Origin of the sequence: Lacibacter sediminis, from assembly GCF_014168535.1 — a bacterium.
Taxonomy (GTDB): domain Bacteria; phylum Bacteroidota; class Bacteroidia; order Chitinophagales; family Chitinophagaceae; genus Lacibacter; species Lacibacter sediminis.
In genome coordinates, this window is sequence record NZ_CP060007.1 from 2,823,476 (window position 1) to 2,842,207 (window position 18,732).

Consider the following 18,732-nt stretch of genomic DNA (forward strand, 5'->3'; position numbering starts at 1 on the left):
CGATTGGCAATAGGCAAACCAATTTTCAAATTCTCAAATTTTCAAATTGAACTATTATAGTCTTAATAAACAATCACCCATTGCTTCGTTTAAAGAAGCAACTATTCTTGGGCAAGCGCCTGATAAAGGATTGTATTTTCCTGAAAGCATTCGACAGGTTGATAAAGAGCTCATCAGCAATATCGAAAACATCAGTAATGAAGAAATTGCTTTTCGTGTGATCAAACCATATATCGGTAATGAAATTGCTGAAGATGAATTGTACCGAATCGTATCAGAAACAGTAAACTTTCCGATTCCGCTTGTGCAGGTGAGTGAAAACATTTCTTCGCTTGAATTATTTCATGGACCAACGCTTGCGTTTAAAGATGTAGGCGCAAGATTTATGAGTCGTTGTCTTGGTCAGTTTGTAAAAGGCGCTGATAAAAAAGTAACCGTACTCGTTGCAACAAGCGGTGACACCGGTGGTGCTGTTGCCAATGGTTTTTACAATGTAGAAGGAGTGGAGGTTGTGATCCTTTACCCAAGTGGCAAAGTGAGCAGTGTGCAGGAAAAACAATTAACTACACTCGGCAACAATATTCATGCCCTGGAAGTAAACGGAACATTTGATGACTGTCAGCAATTAGTAAAGCAGGCATTCACGGATGCCGCATTAAACAAAGAGTTATTTCTTACTTCAGCCAACTCCATCAACGTAGCAAGATGGCTTCCGCAACAGTTCTATTATTTCTTTGCTTACAAACAATGGAAGCAAAAAGATCAGCCTCCTGTAATATGTGTGCCTAGTGGAAACTTCGGAAATATCTGCGCTGGTATTCTGGCGCACATGAGTGGCTTGCCGGTGAAACATTTTGTTGCAGCTTGTAATGCAAACGATATTGTGCCCAACTTCATGCAGTCGCAACAATACCAACCAAAGCCTGCGGTAGCAACGATCAGCAACGCAATGGATGTAGGCAACCCCAGTAACTTTGTACGTATTCTCGAACTGTTTCATCAACAGTTTCCGCAATTGAAAGAAAAATTCAGCAGTGTAAGTATTACCGATGAAGAAACAAAACAAACCATGAAACGTGTGTACGATGAATTGCATTATACACTCGATCCGCATGGTGCTGTTGGTTATTTAGCATTGGAACGATATTTAGCTGATGTGAGTGACTCATCGTTAAAAGGCATTTTTCTCGAAACAGCACACCCGGTTAAGTTTTATGATGTGGTAGAACCTGTGTTGAATCAAACTATTCCATTACCCGATGCTGTAAAAGAAATTATTGATCTTCCAAAGAAATCAACACTAATGAATGTCTCGTTTGAAGAGTTGAAAGATTTTTTATTGAAAGCCTGATATTTATTTTATCAACTAAGCTGTTTTCCCTAAATTGAGCAAAGAGTTGCCTGCCGTACATAAAACAGTACGTATGCAACTCTTTTTGCTTTATTAACACTCAAAATCAATATGGACAGCGAACTACTGATACAAAACTATCAGACCGGCTCTGCATTATTTGACGAAATGCAGAACAGTGGCCAAATAAGGCTGCCCTATCAAAAGCTGGTCGAAGAACTGAAACAGCACAATATTGCTGATCTCCATCTTAAACACAAGCTGGCGGGTGATCTATTTATGAGCCAGGGCATCACCTTTACGGTGTACAGCGATGATGCAGGCATTGAACGCATCTTTCCTTTTGACATTCTGCCACGCATCATTACCGCTGCCGAATGGGTGCATGTAGAAAAAGGAATTCAACAACGTTTACGAGCACTGAATCTTTTTCTCAAAGATATTTACAGTGAGCAGCAGATCATTAAAGACAAAATCATTCCGGCTGAACTCATTGCTTCCTGTCCGCATTTTCTGCATGAAGTAGCAAGTATTAAAGTGCCGCATGATATTTATGTACACATCTCCGGTATTGATCTTATTCGTGGCGAAGATGGAACGTTTTATATTCTGGAAGATAATCTGCGTACACCATCAGGCGTATCGTACATGTTAGAGAACAGGGAAGTAACAAAACGTTTGTTTCCTGATCTGTTGTCAAATGCCAATGTGCGAATGGTGAATAATTATCCGTTGATGTTGCATAATAACTTAATGGCATTATCACCAAGACCCGTTTCTAATCCAACCGTTGTATTGCTGACACCTGGTATTTATAACTCTGCTTATTACGAGCATACATTCCTTGCACGGCAAATGGGTATCCAGTTGGTGGAAGGAAGAGATCTGGTGATCGATAATCACAAAGTGTTCATGAAAACAACCAGTGGTTTGCAACAGGTTGATGTGATCTATCGACGCATTGATGATGAGTTTATGGATCCTTTGCTGTTCCGTCCTGATAGTATGTTGGGTGTGCCGGGTATTATGGGCGCTTATCGTAAAGGCACAGTTGCGTTGGCCAATGCAGTTGGTAATGGTGTTGCTGATGATAAAGCGGTGTATGCTTATGTACCTGCTATGATCAAATATTATCTGAATGAAGAACCGATACTTCCTAATGTTCCCACTTACCAGATGAGCAATGACGATGAACGGAACTATGTATTTGAAAATATGCATAAGATGGTAGTGAAACGCACCAACCAAAGTGGAGGCTATGGAATGTTGATGGGTAATAAAGCAACCGAGGAAGAAATGCGTTTGTTCAAAGTAGCAATTGAAAAAAGCCCGAGAGAGTTTATCGCTCAACCGATCATTCAGTTGTCAACTGTTCCTTGTTTTATTGATGGGGAACTAAAGGCAAGACATGTTGATCTTCGTCCGTATGCATTGTGTGGTCCTGATGGTATTAAGATTGTTCCGGGTGGTTTAACAAGAGTTGCGTTGAAAGAAGGTTCGCTTGTTGTAAACTCATCACAGGGTGGGGGAAGTAAAGACACCTGGGTCATTGACTAAGTACGAAATACAAAGTTGAAAGTACGAAGTAAAACAGGTTACAGGTTGCTGGTTACAAGTGAAGTAAACCGCACGTTCAAACCAGAAACTTGAAACAAGAAACTAATTCTAAATCTAAAATCTGAAATCATAAATGCTTAGCCGTGTTGCCGATTCAATGTTCTGGATGAACCGTTATATGGAACGGGCCGAAGGTTTATTGCGTGTATTACTCACCAACTATGTACTGTCGCTCGATAAAGGACCTTACGGCGTTCATTCATGGAGACCTGTGCTTGAAACATTTGGTAATCTTTCCGATGAAGAAATGAAGCAGATCGAATATTCATCTGCCAATACATTGCAATATCTTATCCTGAGCAGAGCAAACAGCAATTCACTCCGCAGCATCATAAACAAAGCAAGGGAAAATGCAAGAGGCATGCAGGATCACATTACCAAAGAAGTGTGGGAAGAAGTGAACCTGATGTATCACACCGTTAATCAACCGGGGCTCGAAAAAAAATTATCAGGAGCAGAAGCTTTACCAAGTATCGATAAATTATTAAAACTTTCGTTAACCTACGTAGGAGTTATTGATACTACCATGCCACGTGGTATGGGTTGGAACTTTATGAACATTGGCCGGTTGATCGAACGTGCAGTGCTTACAGCTGATATTACCTACAAACAATTTGAACAGATCAAGTTTGATCTCGACGATCACAAGGATATTCTTTACTGGCGAAACCTTTTGCTTTCGCTATCAGGTTATGAGTTACACATGAAAAATTATCAAGGCAGTGCTACGAATATGAATGTGCTGCACCAGGCTATTTTCAATCATCATTTTCCACGTTCAGCTGTTTATTCACTTTCCCGTACAGAAAAATATCTCACAGAAGTGTTGGAAGAAAATGAACCACCACAAAAACAGATGATCTATCGTGAATTTGGCCGTATTTACAGCCGTGTAAAATTTGCAGATGAAAGCTCCATCAAACAGATTACATTGCAACGCTTTCTGCAGGATACCAAACAGGACCTGCTGAAATTTTCACATGTATTAGGTCAACAATTTTTCTCGTACGCATAGTAACAATAAAGGATGCCCGTTTTTCAGATCCATCACGTAACAAAATATAATTACAACAGGCCTGTAAAGGAAAGTGTGAACCAGTTGCGTATTTATCCTGTTGCTTCCGATCAGCAGGAAATTTTACAACACGAAGTAAACATCACTACCGATCCTGAATTGTTTTTCTTTCTTGATTATTGGGGCAACCGTTGTGCCGATTTCAGCTTGTTGGCTGCACACACTTCTTTGATCATCGATAGCAGGGTGGTGGTGCGAACCATTGGTAAAGAAAGCGTTCCTATTGTTGAGAGCACAAGAGATGAGTTGCAACAAATAGTTGCTTCCGATTTTCATTTGCTTGAACTTTCTAGACCTGAAGAAATACTTGCCACAAAAGCATTACAACAGATCTTAACCTCGCTCGATTGTGAACACAAAACGGTGATGCAGATCGTAGAAGCTTGCTCCGGTTATATTTTTTCTGAATTCAAATACATAAAAGGGATCACCAATATTGAAACAACAGTTGATGAAATACTGGAACACCGTAGTGGCGTGTGCCAGGATTTTGCACATGTACTGTTGCAGCTTTTGCGAAGCATGGGCATTCCCAGCCGTTATGTGAGTGGGTATATCTGTCCGAACAAAAACGGGATGCGTGGCGAAGGCGCTACACATGCCTGGGTGGAAGCCTATATTCCTCAGCTGGGTTGGGTGGGTATTGATCCTACCAATAATGTATGGGTTACAACACACCATATTAAGCTGGCGGTTGGTCGTGATTTTAACGCCTGCTCCCCGATCAAAGGAACCTTTAAAGGCCTCGCTAAACAAACACTTTCAGTTTATGTATCTGTTGGTTATGAAGACGGACATGTGTTTGAAGAACTCAACGATGTGCAGATGCAGATCACAGAATCAGTAAAGGAAGCAGAGCGTATAGCAGCTGAAGAAGCAGCCCAGCAGCAGCAATAACCGTAATTCTGTCTCTACAAAAGTGTCGTGGTTTTACTACATGTAAAGGCAACTTTTCAGCTTATCTTCACGTTACAATAAAACCAATATCTTAAAACCCAAACCTGTATCCACATGAAAAAGCCATTATTCTTCGACGATCAGGCGCACATTGCAGAACAATTTACTATTGTTGAAGACCACACCAGCCAATTAGCCGCTTTAGCTTTTCACAAAGTAAATGCTTACAAACTTTCTTTGCAAAACCACGCTTATTGCATGAGTCGGGCCGAGCTTCATAATCTCCTCAAATCAACGCTGTTCAATTATGTTCACCCTTGTACGGTGTTGCAAATGGTAAGTTATTTCGACGACAGCAGCGATAATTGATTTTTATTTTTATTTATCGGTTCAATGCTGAAATTTGCAGGAACTATCAGTTGAAAGATAGCCTTGTGAAGTATGCATGATATTGAACCCTTTTACAACTGGCGGCATATTTATGTTAGCGAAGAAGATGAACATTCCCCGTTCTATGGCCGTCAATACTCCGAGTTTGAGTACTCTCAAACCGTTTATAACTACTATATCCATCCGCAATGGGATGATTTTGGAAGCAAAACCCTTTACCTGAAAATTTTAATTGCTGATTACGAAGAAAAATATGCCATTATTGAAATGTTGGGCGAATGGAACGATGCTATTGAGAACGATGTGATGGAACTAAAGCGTGAGGTAATTGATAAGCTGATGACTGAAGGCATTTATAAATTCATCATAGTAGCTGAAAATGTACTCAACTTCCACAGCAGTGAAAAAGATTATTATGAAGAGTGGTATGAGAACTGTGCCGATGAAAATGGCTGGACCATTATTCTGAACATGCCTGAACAGACCCAGTACGATTTCAAAAAACTAAAACTCAACCGTTACCTTGAATTGATGGAACTCGACAACTGGCGTATTTATAAACCCTATCATCTTTTTAAAAAAATTGATGGAGAATTAAACCAGCGCTTAGTGGTTTAAAGAACGGGTAAAATACCCTTTAGGAGGTATAGTATTTGTAATTTTTTTAAGTAAAATTTGCAGCGTGTAATTCGCTTTTATCTCCCAAACCAAATTGTATGTATAACAAAAAGATCTTAACGACTCTGCTTTTTTGTGCCCTTAGCATTACTTCACTGGTTGCACAGTCAACACTCGATGAGCAATCCGGAGGAGCTGCACCTGTTAACGTTAAACCATCTGTTGAGAAAACGGATAAACACAAAATGAATATTTTAAAAGTGAACCTGATGGCACTCGCTTTAAAAAACTATTCATTTCAGTATGAGCGTGTATTAACAAAGAAAATCTCGGTAGCCGTGGGTATACGAAGCATGCCAACAGGCGGTTTACCATTTCTGAGTAATTATGTTGACGATATTGCTGATGGAGATCCGGATCTTGAAGCAAATCTCCGTGCATTAAAAGTGGGCAACTTCGCCATTACTCCTGAAGTACGTTTTTACCTCAACCAGAAAGGTTATGGCCGTGGGTTTTACATTGCGCCTTATTACCGTTATGCAAAATTCAATTCAGATGAATTGCCAATAACTTTTGATGGTGATGCAAACACAACTAAAACGATCAAATTAAAAGGAGATGTAATTACTCACAGCGGAGGACTAATGATCGGTGCCCAATGGCATTTAGGTAAAGTTGTTACATTGGATTGGTGGATTCTCGGTGCACATTATGGAACAAGCAATGGAACATTAAGCGGTACACCATCATCCAGTCTTTCAGCAAACGAACAAACTGAAATTAAAAATACCATCGAATCATTGGAACTTCCTTTAACAAAAATTACTGCCGAAGTAAGTGCTAATAATATCAAGGCTATTGTTGATGGCCCTTGGGCTGGCGTAAGAGCTGGACTAACTATTGGTATTAAGTTTTAATCATTAGAATTAAAATGATATTTAAAAATGCCCCGGTAAATGGGGCATTTTTTATTACATTAATCATAATTACCTGTATTTTGAACCTGTTCCTACCCTAAATTTGCAACGGCTTTCCAAAACAACTTTTATGACATTCAAGCAGATGTTCACTTCTTCCATTGGGAAAAAATTGGTAATGGGTCTTACTGGCTTATTCCTTATTACTTTTTTAATCGTACATGTTAGTATCAATGCCTGCGTTTTTGCAGACTTGGTTAATCCCGATGATAACGGGCAAATGTTCAATAAAGCAGCTCACTTCATGGGCTCAACAGTTCTCATCCGTATCATGGAGGTTGGCTTAATGGCCGGCATCTTACTGCACATTATACAAGGCTACATGCTGGAACTGCAGAACAGGCAAACAAGATCTGTTGGCTACGATGTTTCCATGGGAAGCAAAGGCAGCAAATGGTACAGCCGCAGCATGGGTTTGCTGGGCACATTGCTTTTGTTATTCTTTGTTTTACACTTCAGTCATTTTTGGGTACCTGCACGTTTTACACATGCGGGACTTGATATACCCGTTAACTACAACGGAGTTGACATGCACGATATGTTCGGCTTAATGAAAGTAACCTTTAGTGAACTGTGGGTGGTGATCGCTTACCTTATTGGTTGTTTCTCTTTATTCTGGCATTTGATGCATGGTTTCCAAAGTGCTTTCCGCACTGTTGGTGTAAGCAACAATCGTTATCTGTTGTTGTTAAATACAATTGGTATTGGTTTCTCAATTGTCGTTTCTGTATTATTTGCATTGATGCCAATTGCTTTTCACCTGAAGTGGATTGAATAAGTTTCCTGTTGCTGTCTGCAGCACTGTTCAAGTGTGCGACGCAACAAAAGCCGAATAGATAACACAAAAGCTGACTACACAAAAAATACCTTATAAATTGTACGATAACCGAATTTGATACGATATGCTCAATTCAAAAATTCCTGCCGGTCCGTTAGATACTAAATGGGTAAATTATAAAAACACCTGTAAACTGGTGAATCCTGCCAACAAACGCAGTCTTGAAGTGATTGTAATTGGTACAGGTTTGGCCGGTGCATCTGCAGCTGCTGCATTAGGTGAGCTCGGGTACAAGGTGAAAACATTTTGTTTCCAGGATAGTCCACGCCGTGCACACTCTATTGCTGCGCAGGGTGGTATCAATGCTGCCAAAAATTATCAGAACGATGGTGACAGTACTTACCGTTTGTTTTATGATACGATCAAAGGTGGCGACTATCGTGCACGTGAAGGAAACGTTCATCGTTTGGCAGAAGTGAGTGCAAACATCATTGACCAATGCGTTGCACAAGGTGTTCCTTTTGCACGTGAGTATGGCGGTTTGTTGAGTAACCGTTCTTTTGGTGGTACACAGGTACAACGTACATTCTACGCTGCGGGCCAAACAGGTCAGCAGTTATTGATAGGGGCTTACCAGGCATTGGAGCGCCAGATCGCTTTGGGTAATGTAACTCAGTATTCACGTCATGAAATGCTGGATATTGTCATGATCGATGGAAAGGCCCGTGGTATTATTGCCCGTAACCTGGTAACAGGTGAGCTGGAGCGCCACTTCGGTCATGCAGTACTGTTATGCAGTGGCGGTTACGGTAACGTATTCTATCTTTCTACAAACGCAATGGGCAGTAACGTTACTGCTGCATGGAAAGCGCATAAGAAAGGTGCGATGTTTGCCAACCCTTGCTTTACACAAATTCACCCAACCTGTATTCCTGTAAGTGGTGATCATCAAAGTAAGCTCACGTTGATGAGTGAATCGCTTCGTAATGACGGACGCATTTGGGTTCCGAAGAAACAAGGCGATACACGCAAGGCCAACGAAATTCCTGAAGAAGAAAGAGATTATTATTTAGAAAGAAGATATCCTGCATTCGGTAACCTCGTTCCCCGTGACGTAGCAAGCCGTGCAGCGAAAGAACGTTGCGATGCAGGTTATGGTGTTGGTTCAAGTAAGCAAGCTGTTTATCTTGATTATGCTGCCGCTATTCAACGTTACGGAAAAATTGAAGCAGGTAAGCGTGGTATTAACGCCGATGCTGAAACCATTACGCAGATGGGTAAGGATGTTGTGAAAGAAAAGTATGGTAACCTCTTTGATATGTATGCAAAGATCACCGGTGAAAATCCATACGAAGTACCTATGCGCATTTACCCGGCAGTACACTATACCATGGGTGGCTTGTGGGTTGATTATGAACTGATGACGAATATTCCCGGTTTATATGCATTAGGTGAAGCAAACTTCAGCGACCATGGTGCAAACCGTTTGGGTGCAAGTGCCTTGATGCAGGGATTGGCTGATGGATACTTCGTTATTCCATACACAATTGGTAACTATTTAGCCGATGAGATTCGCACCAAAGCAATACCAACTGATCATCCTGCATTTGCTGAAGCGGAGAGCAAGGTTCGTGACCGCATTCACATGCTCATGAATATTAAAGGAACTAAAACAGTTGAAAGTTTCCACAAGCGTTTGGGTAAGATCATTTGGGATAAATGTGGTATGGCCCGCAATGCTGAAGGTTTGAAACAAGCCATTAAAGAAGTGCAGCTGTTGAAGCAGGAATTCTGGAGTGATGTACGTATTCCTGGCGATATCAATGAAATGAACCCTGAGCTTGATAAAGCAAATCGTGTTGCCGACTTTATTGAATTAGGTGAGTTAATGTGTATTGATGCATTGAACCGTGAAGAAAGTTGTGGCGGTCATTTCCGTGAAGAACACCAGACAGAAGATGGTGAAGCATTACGTCATGATGACAAGTACATGTATGTAGCTGCATGGGAAATGAAAGGAGATCACGAATGGCAGTTGCACAAAGAGGAGTTGAATTATGAAGTGGTGAAACCAAGTCAACGTTCTTATAAATAATTTTAAAATCGCTTTTGATTTTATGGAACATAAAAATATCAATGTAAAACTGAAAGTTTGGCGCCAGAAGAACAGCAACGATAAAGGTTCGTTTGAAACCTACGATGCAAAGAACATTTCGCAGGAAATGAGTTTCCTTGAAATGTTTGATGTATTGAACGAAGAGCTGATCGGCGAGGGGAAAGACCCAATTGCTTTCGATCACGATTGCCGTGAAGGTATTTGTGGGATGTGCAGTATGTACATCAATGGCCGTCCGCACGGTCCTTGGGAAGCAAACACAACCTGTCAGTTGCATATGCGTGCGTTCAACGAGGGTGATACGATTGTGGTGGAGCCTTGGAGAGCAAATGCATTTCCGGTGATCAAAGATCTCATGGTAGACCGTTCAGCATTTGATCGAATAATTCAGGCTGGTGGTTACATCAGTGTAAACACAGGTAATGCCGTTGATGCAAACGCATTGCCAATTGATAAAGCAAAAGCGGATGCAGCCTTTGCTGCTGCGGCCTGTATTGGTTGCGGTGCTTGTGTGGCCGCTTGTAAGAACTCTTCGGCTATGTTGTTTGTAAGTGCGAAAGTGGCTCACCTTAATCAATTGCCACAAGGCGAACCCGAAAAGAAAACACGTGTACTGAACATGGTAGCACAAATGGATAAAGAAGGTTTTGGAGCTTGTACCAACACCGGCGCTTGCGAAGCAGTTTGTCCGAAAGAAATTTCGCTGACCAATATTGCACGTCTGAATGCAGATTATGCAGCTGCAAGTTTAACAGCAAGTAAATAAGCAGCCATAGCCTGTTGATAGATGAGTAACCGAAGACTTAATCATCATATTTAAACCTCCGTTAACGGAGGTTTTTTATTGGAAGAATAGCGGGCCTTTGGTATTAAAAAAAACCTTGAACTCCGGTTAGCACAATAAATTCTATTTTTACGCATTCTTATCCTGAAAACCACTGACTTATCAGAAAACTCGTCTTTTTCCTTGTCGTATTGCTATCCTCTCTGCTGTCGTTTGCACAGCAGCCCAACTCCTTATCGAATCTGCGTAGCAAAAAGATCAGTACAAAAACAAGTTCGGTTAAACTTGACAGTCTCAGCATCGTTCCAAAATCAGTCATCATTCCAGGCATTGCAACGGAAAATTTCACTGTGGATGAAGTGAATGGCCGGTTGTTTTGGGTAAGTCCACCAGCCATAGATTCAGTGATGGTTACCTACCGTGTGTTCCCATACAAGTTGAATGCACAGGTGCAGCGTATGAATTTCGAAGACATCAAAAACAACTTCCTCACCGAACCTATTACAGTCGATCAGACTACCGGCTTTGGCAAAGGCATGTTCGATTTTGGAAATGTAAACTACAACGGAAGTTTTGGCCGTGGTATTTCGTTTGGTAACAACCAGGATGCAGTGGTGAATGGTGTATTGAATCTCCAGATCAATGGTGTAATTGGCGACAGCATGATGCTTTCTGCTGCATTGACCGATAACAATATTCCGGTGCAGGCAGAAGGAAATACACAGCAATTGAATGAATTTGACCGTGTGTGGATTCAACTGAAAAAGAAAGGCTGGCAACTGAACCTTGGCGATATTGATATCAGAAGAAACGATGCGTACTTCCTCAGCTTCTTTAAACGGCTGCAGGGTATTTCGTTTCAAAACGAAGTGAATGTATTTAAACAAGGGAAGAATTCAACGCTTGTATCCGGCGCCATTGCAAAGGGAAAGTTTAACCGTTATGTATTCCAGGGACAGGAAGGCAACCAGGGACCGTATCGATTACAGGGACCGAATGGTGAACTGTTCTTTATTGTGCTTGCAGGAACGGAGCGTGTGTTTATTGATGGCGAATTGATGCAGCGTGGCGAAGACCAGGATTATGTGATCAATTACAACACAGCTGAAATTACTTTTACTCCACGACGCATGATCAACAAAGACCGGCGTATACAGGTGGAGTTTGAATATGCCGATCGTAATTTTCTTAACTCACAATTTTTTGTTGGAAATGAATTGACAGTAAATCCCAAACTCACATTCAGGGTGAACGCCTTTTCAAATGCTGATTCAAAAAATACATCTGTAAACCAGTTTTTGACAACCGAACAAAAACAATTTCTGTTTGATATTGGTGATCGGGTAGAGACAGCATTGTATCCATCCATTGCAAAAGATACGTTTGCTGCCAATAAGATCGTGTATCGATTGGTTGATTCAACGGTTAACAGTATTACTTATGATTCAGTGCTGGTTTACACAACCATTGATCAACCCGATGTGTACACCGCATCTTTCACCGATGTTGGTTTTGGCAATGCAGATTATATGTTGGAAGAAGCAGGAGCAAACGGAAGAACATTCAAATGGATCGCTCCGGTGAACGGCGTGCGTCAAGGCAGGTATGCACCCGCTGTACGGTTGGTTGCACCACGTACGCAACAAATGTTGACTGTTGGAACAGATTATCAACTCACGAAAGAGTTATTAGTTAAAACAGAACTCGCCATCAGCCGTTTTGATATCAACACACTTTCACGAAAAGATAAAACGAATGATGATGGTGTAGCCGGCAGAATAGCATTGCAATACAACAATCAGTTCAAAGGCAATCCGAAAAAACCATTGACCTATAAACTCAACAGCAGCTACGAATTTGTGCAGGAAAGTTTCCGTGCATTGGAACGTTTACGTCCCGTTGAGTTTACAAGGGAGTGGGGGCTTCCCATTTTTCTTCAACAGGAAAAAGAACAGATCATCGGTGCGGGTGTGGAGTTGATGCGCACAACCAATCACCGTTTCAGTTATAACATACAGAATTATCAACGGGGTTTCCTGTTCAAAGGTATTCGTCATGCAGTGCAGCATGGTTTTTCAAACAAAGGCTGGACATGGACGGGTAATCTCAATTACTCATCAACTGATAGTGGCAGTAACAAAGGTTTTTTTCTTCGCCCAACAGTTGATCTGAAACGGAGATTCGATAAACTGGATAAAATAGAATTAGGTGGACAATACTATTTAGAACACAGTGAGACCCGCAACCGTATCACCGATAGTTTATCATCTCTCACATTCATGTGGGACACATGGACGCTTTACTTACGCTCGAAAGAAGCAAGCAATAAATGGGGATTGAATTTCTTTACCAGAAGAGATAAGTTGCCTCTTGGAAAAGCCTTGCAGCAAACAGATCGCAGCTTTAACTATAATGCTTATGTTGAATTGATGAGCAGTGAAAAACATCAGTTTCGTTTAAACGCAACCATACGGGAGTTGAAAGTTTATAACAGTCAACTTACAGGACAAAAAGCTGAACGTTCGGTTTTAGGTCGTGCTGAATATTTTGTGAATGAATGGAAAGGAATGCTCACCGGAAATATTTTGTACGAAGCGGGTAGCGGACAGGAGCAACGGCGTGACTATTCGTTCTTAGAAGTACCAGCCGGGCAAGGTGAATACACATGGAACGATTACAATACCGATGGCATTCCGCAATTAAATGAATTCGAAGTTGCGCTCTATCAAGACCAGGCCCGCTACATTCGTGTATTTACACCCACACTTGATTTTATTCGTGCAAACTATAACCAGTTTAACTACAGCGTTAACTTAAACCCAAGGGCATTGATCGATCTGAACAAAGCGAAAGGAATGAGTAAGTTTTTAACACGCATTACGGTTCAATCAGGTTTGCAGATATTTAAAAAAGAGATCTCCGATAAAAACATCAACCTCGATCCATTCTCAAAACCAAAAGCAGATACCAGTCTAATTTCATTAAGTTCTATTTTAACCAATACATTATTCTTTAACCGAACAAGTAATGTATGGGGTGTTGATCTTACACATGTGCAGAACGTTGGGCGATCAATTCTTACCTATGGTTTAGAAACAAGAACACTGCGTGATTTGTCCGGACGAATTCGTTGGAATCTCAGTAAGAAATTTTCAACAAATATTCTCGTGAAGAAGATCACGAATCAACTCGAAACACCCAAATTCGGAAACAGGAATTACAACCTTGCCCAATGGGTAACCGAACCATCGATCAGTTTTCAGAGCGGAACAAAATATCGGTTCTCTTTAAATTATAAATACGAGGAAAAGCAAAACCAGGATGGGCAGAAGGAGCGTGCATTGATCAACTCCATCATTACGGAGATGCGTTACAATGTACTTTCGAGCAGCACGATCAATGGCAAATTTCAATTCAGCAATATCGCTTTTAATGGTGCTACTAATTCAACCGTTGCCTTTATAATGTTGGATGCGTTATTACCGGGCAAAAACTTTTTATGGAATATCGACTTTACAAGAAGGCTGGCCAATAACATGGAAATTAACTTCACCTATGAAGGAAGAAAACCCGGTGAAGCAAAAGCTATTCATACGGGCAGGGCAAGTGTAAGAGCGTTGTTTTAATAAACGCTGTCTATTTGAAACTGTTTACAAAAAGATAGTAACTGAATTTTTAGAGATGTCTCCTTCGTCGGCATGACGACAACTTTCCATATGGTCTGACGGTTTTCAACCGTGCCGACCAATAAAAAGAGCGGTGGAAGAATCCACCGCTCTTAATAAACCATCAACGTGTATGTATGCTTAGCTAAATAAGCCGCCTTTACGTAATGTTTTTGAACCTTCGCCAATTTTGAAACCGTTATTGTAGATCTCAACTTTGTAAGCGCCTTCTACAAATTTTGCACCTGGCTTCCACTCAATTGAAACAGGAGTTGTTTTACCTGCAGCGAAAGTAAGAGTTGACATTTTTGTAAACACTCTTTCACCTTCTTCTCTTGTTGTGAAACGACCGCTACCCAAAGCTTCATTACTTACAACTTGTCCTGTAGGATCTGTGATCACCACATAAACATCTTTTGTTGTACCTTCTTCACCAACACGGTTGAATACGTTGAATGATAAACGGATTTTATCAACACGCTTTGCAACATCTTTTTCTTTTTCTTTACCATTCTTACGCTCATCGATTGTTACGATATTGATGTTTGAAGCATTTAATGTAGATGCTACATCCAGTTTTTCTTCAACTACTTTCTTTTCAGCAGAAGTTTGATCGTACTGAACCTGTAAAGCTTCTTTCTGAACTGTCAATTCCTGCTTGTCAGTTTTCAGTTGCAGGTTTTCACCACGCAATGTTTCAACTTCTACTACAAAACCACTGATCTTTTCGTTCAATTCATTGATCAAGCGTTTTGCTTCAGCCAGATCAGCTGCTGTTTTATTTTGCTTATTCAGTAACGTTTGAATACGCTTTTTCATGTTACCGATTTCGCTGTCTTTAGTTTTAACCAGGCTGTCCATGCTGGCATTCATGCTTGTTAATTCATCAAGACGTTGAAGTGCAGAGTTGTACTCTGTTTGAATAGCACCTTTGCTGCTGTCGCTTGTGCTCAATTGTGCCTGTAACTGTGTTGTTACTTCTTTGGTTTTTGATTTGTCCCAGATAATGTAACCCCAGGTACCTAATAAAGCTGCAATTAATAACCCGTAGATCAACCCACGGTTACTGTTCTTTGGCGCTGCAGGTGGATTATCCTGAGGAGCTGCGGAAGGATAGTTTGAATAAGACATACTGTTTGATTTTTAAGTTTTAAAATTTATTTTTAGTTCATGGCTAACCAACAACACATTCAACCCGACCACATCCTGGTACTCGATATCGAGACAGTACCACAATTTGCTTCGTTTGAAGAGCTGCCGGAACTATGGAAAGTTCTCTGGGCAGACAAAATTTCCAAAACCATGCCAGAAAATTTTTCGCCTGCTGAAATGTATGAACAAAGAGCCGGAATTCAGGCTGAATTTGGCAAAATAATCTGCATCAGTACAGGCTATTTCTACACAGATAAGGGCGGAAGAATGTGTTTTCGATTAAAATCTTATGCAGGAACTAATGAACAACAGCTGTTAGCTGAATTTATTACTGCTGTTGATAAGTTTAATAAAACCACACCCGCCATGCATTTTGCCGGGCACAATATTAAAGAGTTCGATATTCCTTACATCAGCCGGCGCATATTGATCAACGGGCTCACTTTGCCCGCTTTTCTTCAATTCAGTGGTAAAAAGCCCTGGGAAACGAACCTGGTAGATACCATGCAGCTATGGAAGTTTGGCGATTATAAAAATTATACTTCACTTAACCTCTTAGCACATTGTTTAGGTATTCCAACGCCTAAAGAAAATACTGACGGCAGTCAGGTTAAAGAAATTTATTATGTACAAAAAGATCTTCCCCGTATTGTTGAGTATTGCCAGAAAGATGTGATTGCTACGGCCCAGATTTTTCTACGGCTGCAACAATTACCTTTGCTGCCGGCTGAAAATATTTTTATTGCCGACCAGGTAAAATGAGTGTAACAAAGATTCTTAACGACTGGAAAAAGAAAAGCTTCAAACCTGTATATTGGTTTGAAGGGGAAGAAGATTTTTATATTGATCAGTTGGTTGATGCTGCAGAGCATAACATTTTAAGTGAGGCCGAAGCAGGTTTTAATCTTTCTGTTTTTTATGGAAAGGATGCGGCGTGGAGTGATGTGGTGAATGCATGCATGCGTTATCCTATGTTTTCTGATAAGCAGGTAGTGATACTGAAAGAAGCACAGCAGATGAAAGATATTGATAAGCTTGAAGGCTATATCAATAATCCACTTTCATCAACAATTTTTGTAGTTGGTCATAAAGAAAAAAAAGTTGATGGTCGCAGCAAGCTGGCCAAACTGTTGAAAGAAAAGGGTGAAGTACTCAGTACAAAAAAAATGTATGACAATGAATTACCTGCGTGGACACAAGACTTCATTGAAAGCAAAGGTTACCAGCCCACACAAAAAGCAGTTCATTTATTAGTTGATCATATTGGTAATGATCTCAGCCGTATTGCCAACGAGGTAGATAAAGTAATCCTTAACCTCGGCAATCGAAAAACAATCACGGATGATGATATTGAAAACTTTGTTGGCATCAGCAAAGAATACAATGTGTTTGAATTGCAGAATGCAGTTGGCAAAAAGAATTTATCCAAAGCATTACAGATCGTTCAGTATTTTGAAAGCAATCCCAAAGCTGCCCCCATTCAATTAGTGTTACCATCACTATATAGTTATTTCTCCAAAGTGTTTATGTTGTTTGGTGCGCAAGGCGATGATAAAGCAGTTGCAGCACAAACCGGTATCAATGCATGGTTCCTGAAAGATTACAAAGCATCAGCGTCAATTTATGGTTTCGAAGGCGTGCAGGCAGCACTACTGTTGATGCATCATTATAACTTGAGAAGTGTTGGGGTGGGGGATGTCGGTACAGAAGATGCATCGCTGCTGAAAGAGATGATCTATAAGATGATGATGTGAGGGGGAGGCAAGTAGTCAGTGGTCAGTCGTGAGTGTGAGCGAAGTCGAAATATTCGAAATCAACATAATCTTCAACGCATACGGTTGCACCGGATCGTTTACATCAGCACAACATCCATTACCTTCGCAGCAAATCTGCAATCGCAAATCTAAAATCATAAATCAGCCATGGCTTTAATGAAATCGATCTCCGGCATTCGTGGTACCATTGGTGGTGCACCCGGCGATAATCTTACTCCTGTTGATATTGTAAAATTCACAGCTGCATACGCAACTATTCTTGGCAAAGGCAAAAAAGTAATTGTAGGTCGTGATGGCCGCATGAGTGGTGAAATGGTGTGTAGCCTTGTGGTGAATACATTACTCGGTATGGGGCTCCATGTAATTGATCTTGGTTTAAGCACAACACCCACCGTTGAAATGGCTGTGAAGTTTGAAGGTGCTGATGGCGGTATCATTCTAACGGCATCGCATAACCCAAAACAATGGAATGCCTTAAAGCTGTTAAATGAAAAAGGTGAATTCATCAGTGCGGAGCTTGGACAGCAAATGTTGCAGATAGCAGAAAAAGAAGCATTTGATTTTGCAGGAGTAGATGAGCTGGGCACTTACTCAGCCGACGATACCTTGCTGCAAACACATATTGATGCCATCCTTGTTCATCCATTGGTAGATAAAAAGATCATTGCTGAAAAGAATTTTACTGTGGTGATCGATGCCATCAACAGTTCAGGTGCTGTTGCAGTTCCGGCATTGCTCGAAGCATTGGGTGTAACAAACTATACGGTTCTTCATGCAGAGATGCATGGCAACTTTGCACACAACCCCGAACCACTTGCCGAAAACCTCGTTGATCTTTGCACAGAAGTAGTAAAACAAAAAGCTGATCTCGGTATTGCTGTTGACCCCGATGTGGATCGCTTGTGTTTTGTAAGTGATGACGGCAGTTTATTTGGTGAAGAATATACGTTGGTTGCCGTAGCAGATTATATTTTATCAAAACAAAAAGGCAATACCGTTTCTAATCTTTCATCCACACGTGCATTGAAAGATGTAACAGAGAAACATGGTGGCGAATATTTTGCAAGTGCAGTAGGCGAAGTGAACGTGGTAAAAATGATGAAGGACGTAAATGCTGTCATTGGTGGCGAAGGCAACGGTGGCATTATTGATCCGCAATTGCATTACGGAAGAGATGCATTAATTGGCATTGCATTGTTCTTAACACATCTTGCTCAAACCGGAAAAACAACCGCAGAGCTTCGCAAAACATATCCTGATTATTTCATGAGTAAGCAAAAGATCGATCTGCCGAAAGAGACTGATGTAAAAGCTTTGCTGGCAAAAGTGAAAGATCAATATTCCGCTCAGCCTGTAAATACAGTTGATGGGGTAAAGATCGATTTTGATAAGAGCTGGGTGCATTTACGCAGCAGCAATACAGAACCTATTATCCGGGTTTATTCGGAAGCTTCAACAATTGAAAAAGCGGATGGGTTAGCAAATGAGGTAATGAATGTGATTAAAAGCCTGATGTAACTTTAATTCAGAAAAATAG

Annotated in this window: 15 protein-coding genes; 14 read left to right on the top strand and 1 reads right to left on the bottom strand. The window is 40.8% G+C overall.

From position 1 onward, the window contains the following. Nucleotides 1-46 precede the first annotated feature (46 nt). The 11 genes from thrC (at nt 47) to H4075_RS11975 (ending at nt 14,229) form a co-directional block, all read left to right on the top strand. Nucleotides 47-1,351 carry a threonine synthase gene (gene thrC, locus H4075_RS11925; RefSeq protein WP_182801070.1) on the top strand — a complete coding sequence of 435 codons (1,305 nt, stop codon included), beginning with the start codon at nt 47-49 and terminating at the stop codon, nt 1,349-1,351. 111 nt (nt 1,352-1,462) lie between these two features. Beyond that, a complete protein-coding gene (locus tag H4075_RS11930) occupies nt 1,463-2,908 on the top strand; it encodes a circularly permuted type 2 ATP-grasp protein (protein ID WP_182801071.1) in 1,446 nt (481 codons plus the stop codon). Between the two features lie 133 nt (nt 2,909-3,041). Continuing rightward, nucleotides 3,042-3,983 (top strand): alpha-E domain-containing protein, encoded by a 942-nt coding sequence (locus tag H4075_RS11935; RefSeq protein WP_182801072.1) that lies wholly within the window; start codon nt 3,042-3,044, stop codon nt 3,981-3,983. A gap of 12 nt (nt 3,984-3,995) precedes the next feature. Continuing rightward, nucleotides 3,996-4,940, top strand: coding sequence for a transglutaminase family protein (locus tag H4075_RS11940; protein ID WP_182801073.1), 945 nt, complete (start codon nt 3,996-3,998; stop codon nt 4,938-4,940). 114 nt (nt 4,941-5,054) lie between these two features. Continuing rightward, nucleotides 5,055-5,309: a hypothetical protein gene (locus H4075_RS11945; RefSeq protein ID WP_182801074.1), complete on the top strand. Its 255-nt coding sequence runs from the start codon at nt 5,055-5,057 to the stop codon at nt 5,307-5,309. Between the two features lie 72 nt (nt 5,310-5,381). Beyond that, the gene (locus H4075_RS11950) at nt 5,382-5,948 is read left to right on the top strand and encodes a hypothetical protein (RefSeq protein WP_182801075.1); all 567 of its coding nucleotides are present in this window, start codon (nt 5,382-5,384) and stop codon (nt 5,946-5,948) included. A gap of 98 nt (nt 5,949-6,046) precedes the next feature. After that, on the top strand, nt 6,047-6,865 hold the full coding sequence (locus H4075_RS11955) for a DUF3575 domain-containing protein (RefSeq protein WP_182801076.1): 819 nt from the start codon (nt 6,047-6,049) through the stop codon (nt 6,863-6,865). Between the two features lie 130 nt (nt 6,866-6,995). Then, nucleotides 6,996-7,703 carry a succinate dehydrogenase cytochrome b subunit gene (locus H4075_RS11960; RefSeq protein WP_182801077.1) on the top strand — a complete coding sequence of 236 codons (708 nt, stop codon included), beginning with the start codon at nt 6,996-6,998 and terminating at the stop codon, nt 7,701-7,703. Between the two features lie 124 nt (nt 7,704-7,827). Continuing rightward, nucleotides 7,828-9,798, top strand: a complete 1,971-nt coding sequence (locus tag H4075_RS11965) for a fumarate reductase/succinate dehydrogenase flavoprotein subunit (protein ID WP_182801078.1) — start codon at nt 7,828-7,830, stop codon at nt 9,796-9,798. Between the two features lie 22 nt (nt 9,799-9,820). Then, entirely contained in the window at nt 9,821-10,585 is a 765-nt protein-coding gene (locus H4075_RS11970) for a succinate dehydrogenase/fumarate reductase iron-sulfur subunit (protein ID WP_182801079.1), read from the top strand. A gap of 209 nt (nt 10,586-10,794) precedes the next feature. Next, on the top strand, nt 10,795-14,229 hold the full coding sequence (locus H4075_RS11975; protein ID WP_182801080.1) for a hypothetical protein: 3,435 nt from the start codon (nt 10,795-10,797) through the stop codon (nt 14,227-14,229). A gap of 180 nt (nt 14,230-14,409) precedes the next feature. Here H4075_RS11975 and H4075_RS11980 read toward each other — a convergent pair whose 3' ends face one another. Further along, entirely contained in the window at nt 14,410-15,399 is a 990-nt protein-coding gene (locus tag H4075_RS11980) for a hypothetical protein (protein ID WP_182801081.1), read from the bottom strand. A 39-nt stretch (nt 15,400-15,438) separates the two neighbouring features. Here H4075_RS11980 and H4075_RS11985 point away from each other — a divergent pair, with 39 nt between their 5' ends. The 3 genes from H4075_RS11985 to glmM all read left to right on the top strand — a co-directional run bounded on the left by H4075_RS11985 (nt 15,439) and on the right by glmM (nt 18,713). Beyond that, nucleotides 15,439-16,182 carry a 3'-5' exonuclease gene (locus tag H4075_RS11985; protein ID WP_182801082.1) on the top strand — a complete coding sequence of 248 codons (744 nt, stop codon included), beginning with the start codon at nt 15,439-15,441 and terminating at the stop codon, nt 16,180-16,182. After that, nucleotides 16,179-17,174: a DNA polymerase III subunit delta gene (gene holA, locus H4075_RS11990; RefSeq protein WP_182801083.1), complete on the top strand. Its 996-nt coding sequence runs from the start codon at nt 16,179-16,181 to the stop codon at nt 17,172-17,174. The genes H4075_RS11985 and holA overlap by 4 nt, the downstream gene beginning before the upstream one ends. 168 nt (nt 17,175-17,342) lie before the next feature. Then, nucleotides 17,343-18,713, top strand: coding sequence for a phosphoglucosamine mutase (glmM, locus tag H4075_RS11995; protein ID WP_182801084.1), 1,371 nt, complete (start codon nt 17,343-17,345; stop codon nt 18,711-18,713). Nucleotides 18,714-18,732: the final 19 nt, after the last annotated feature.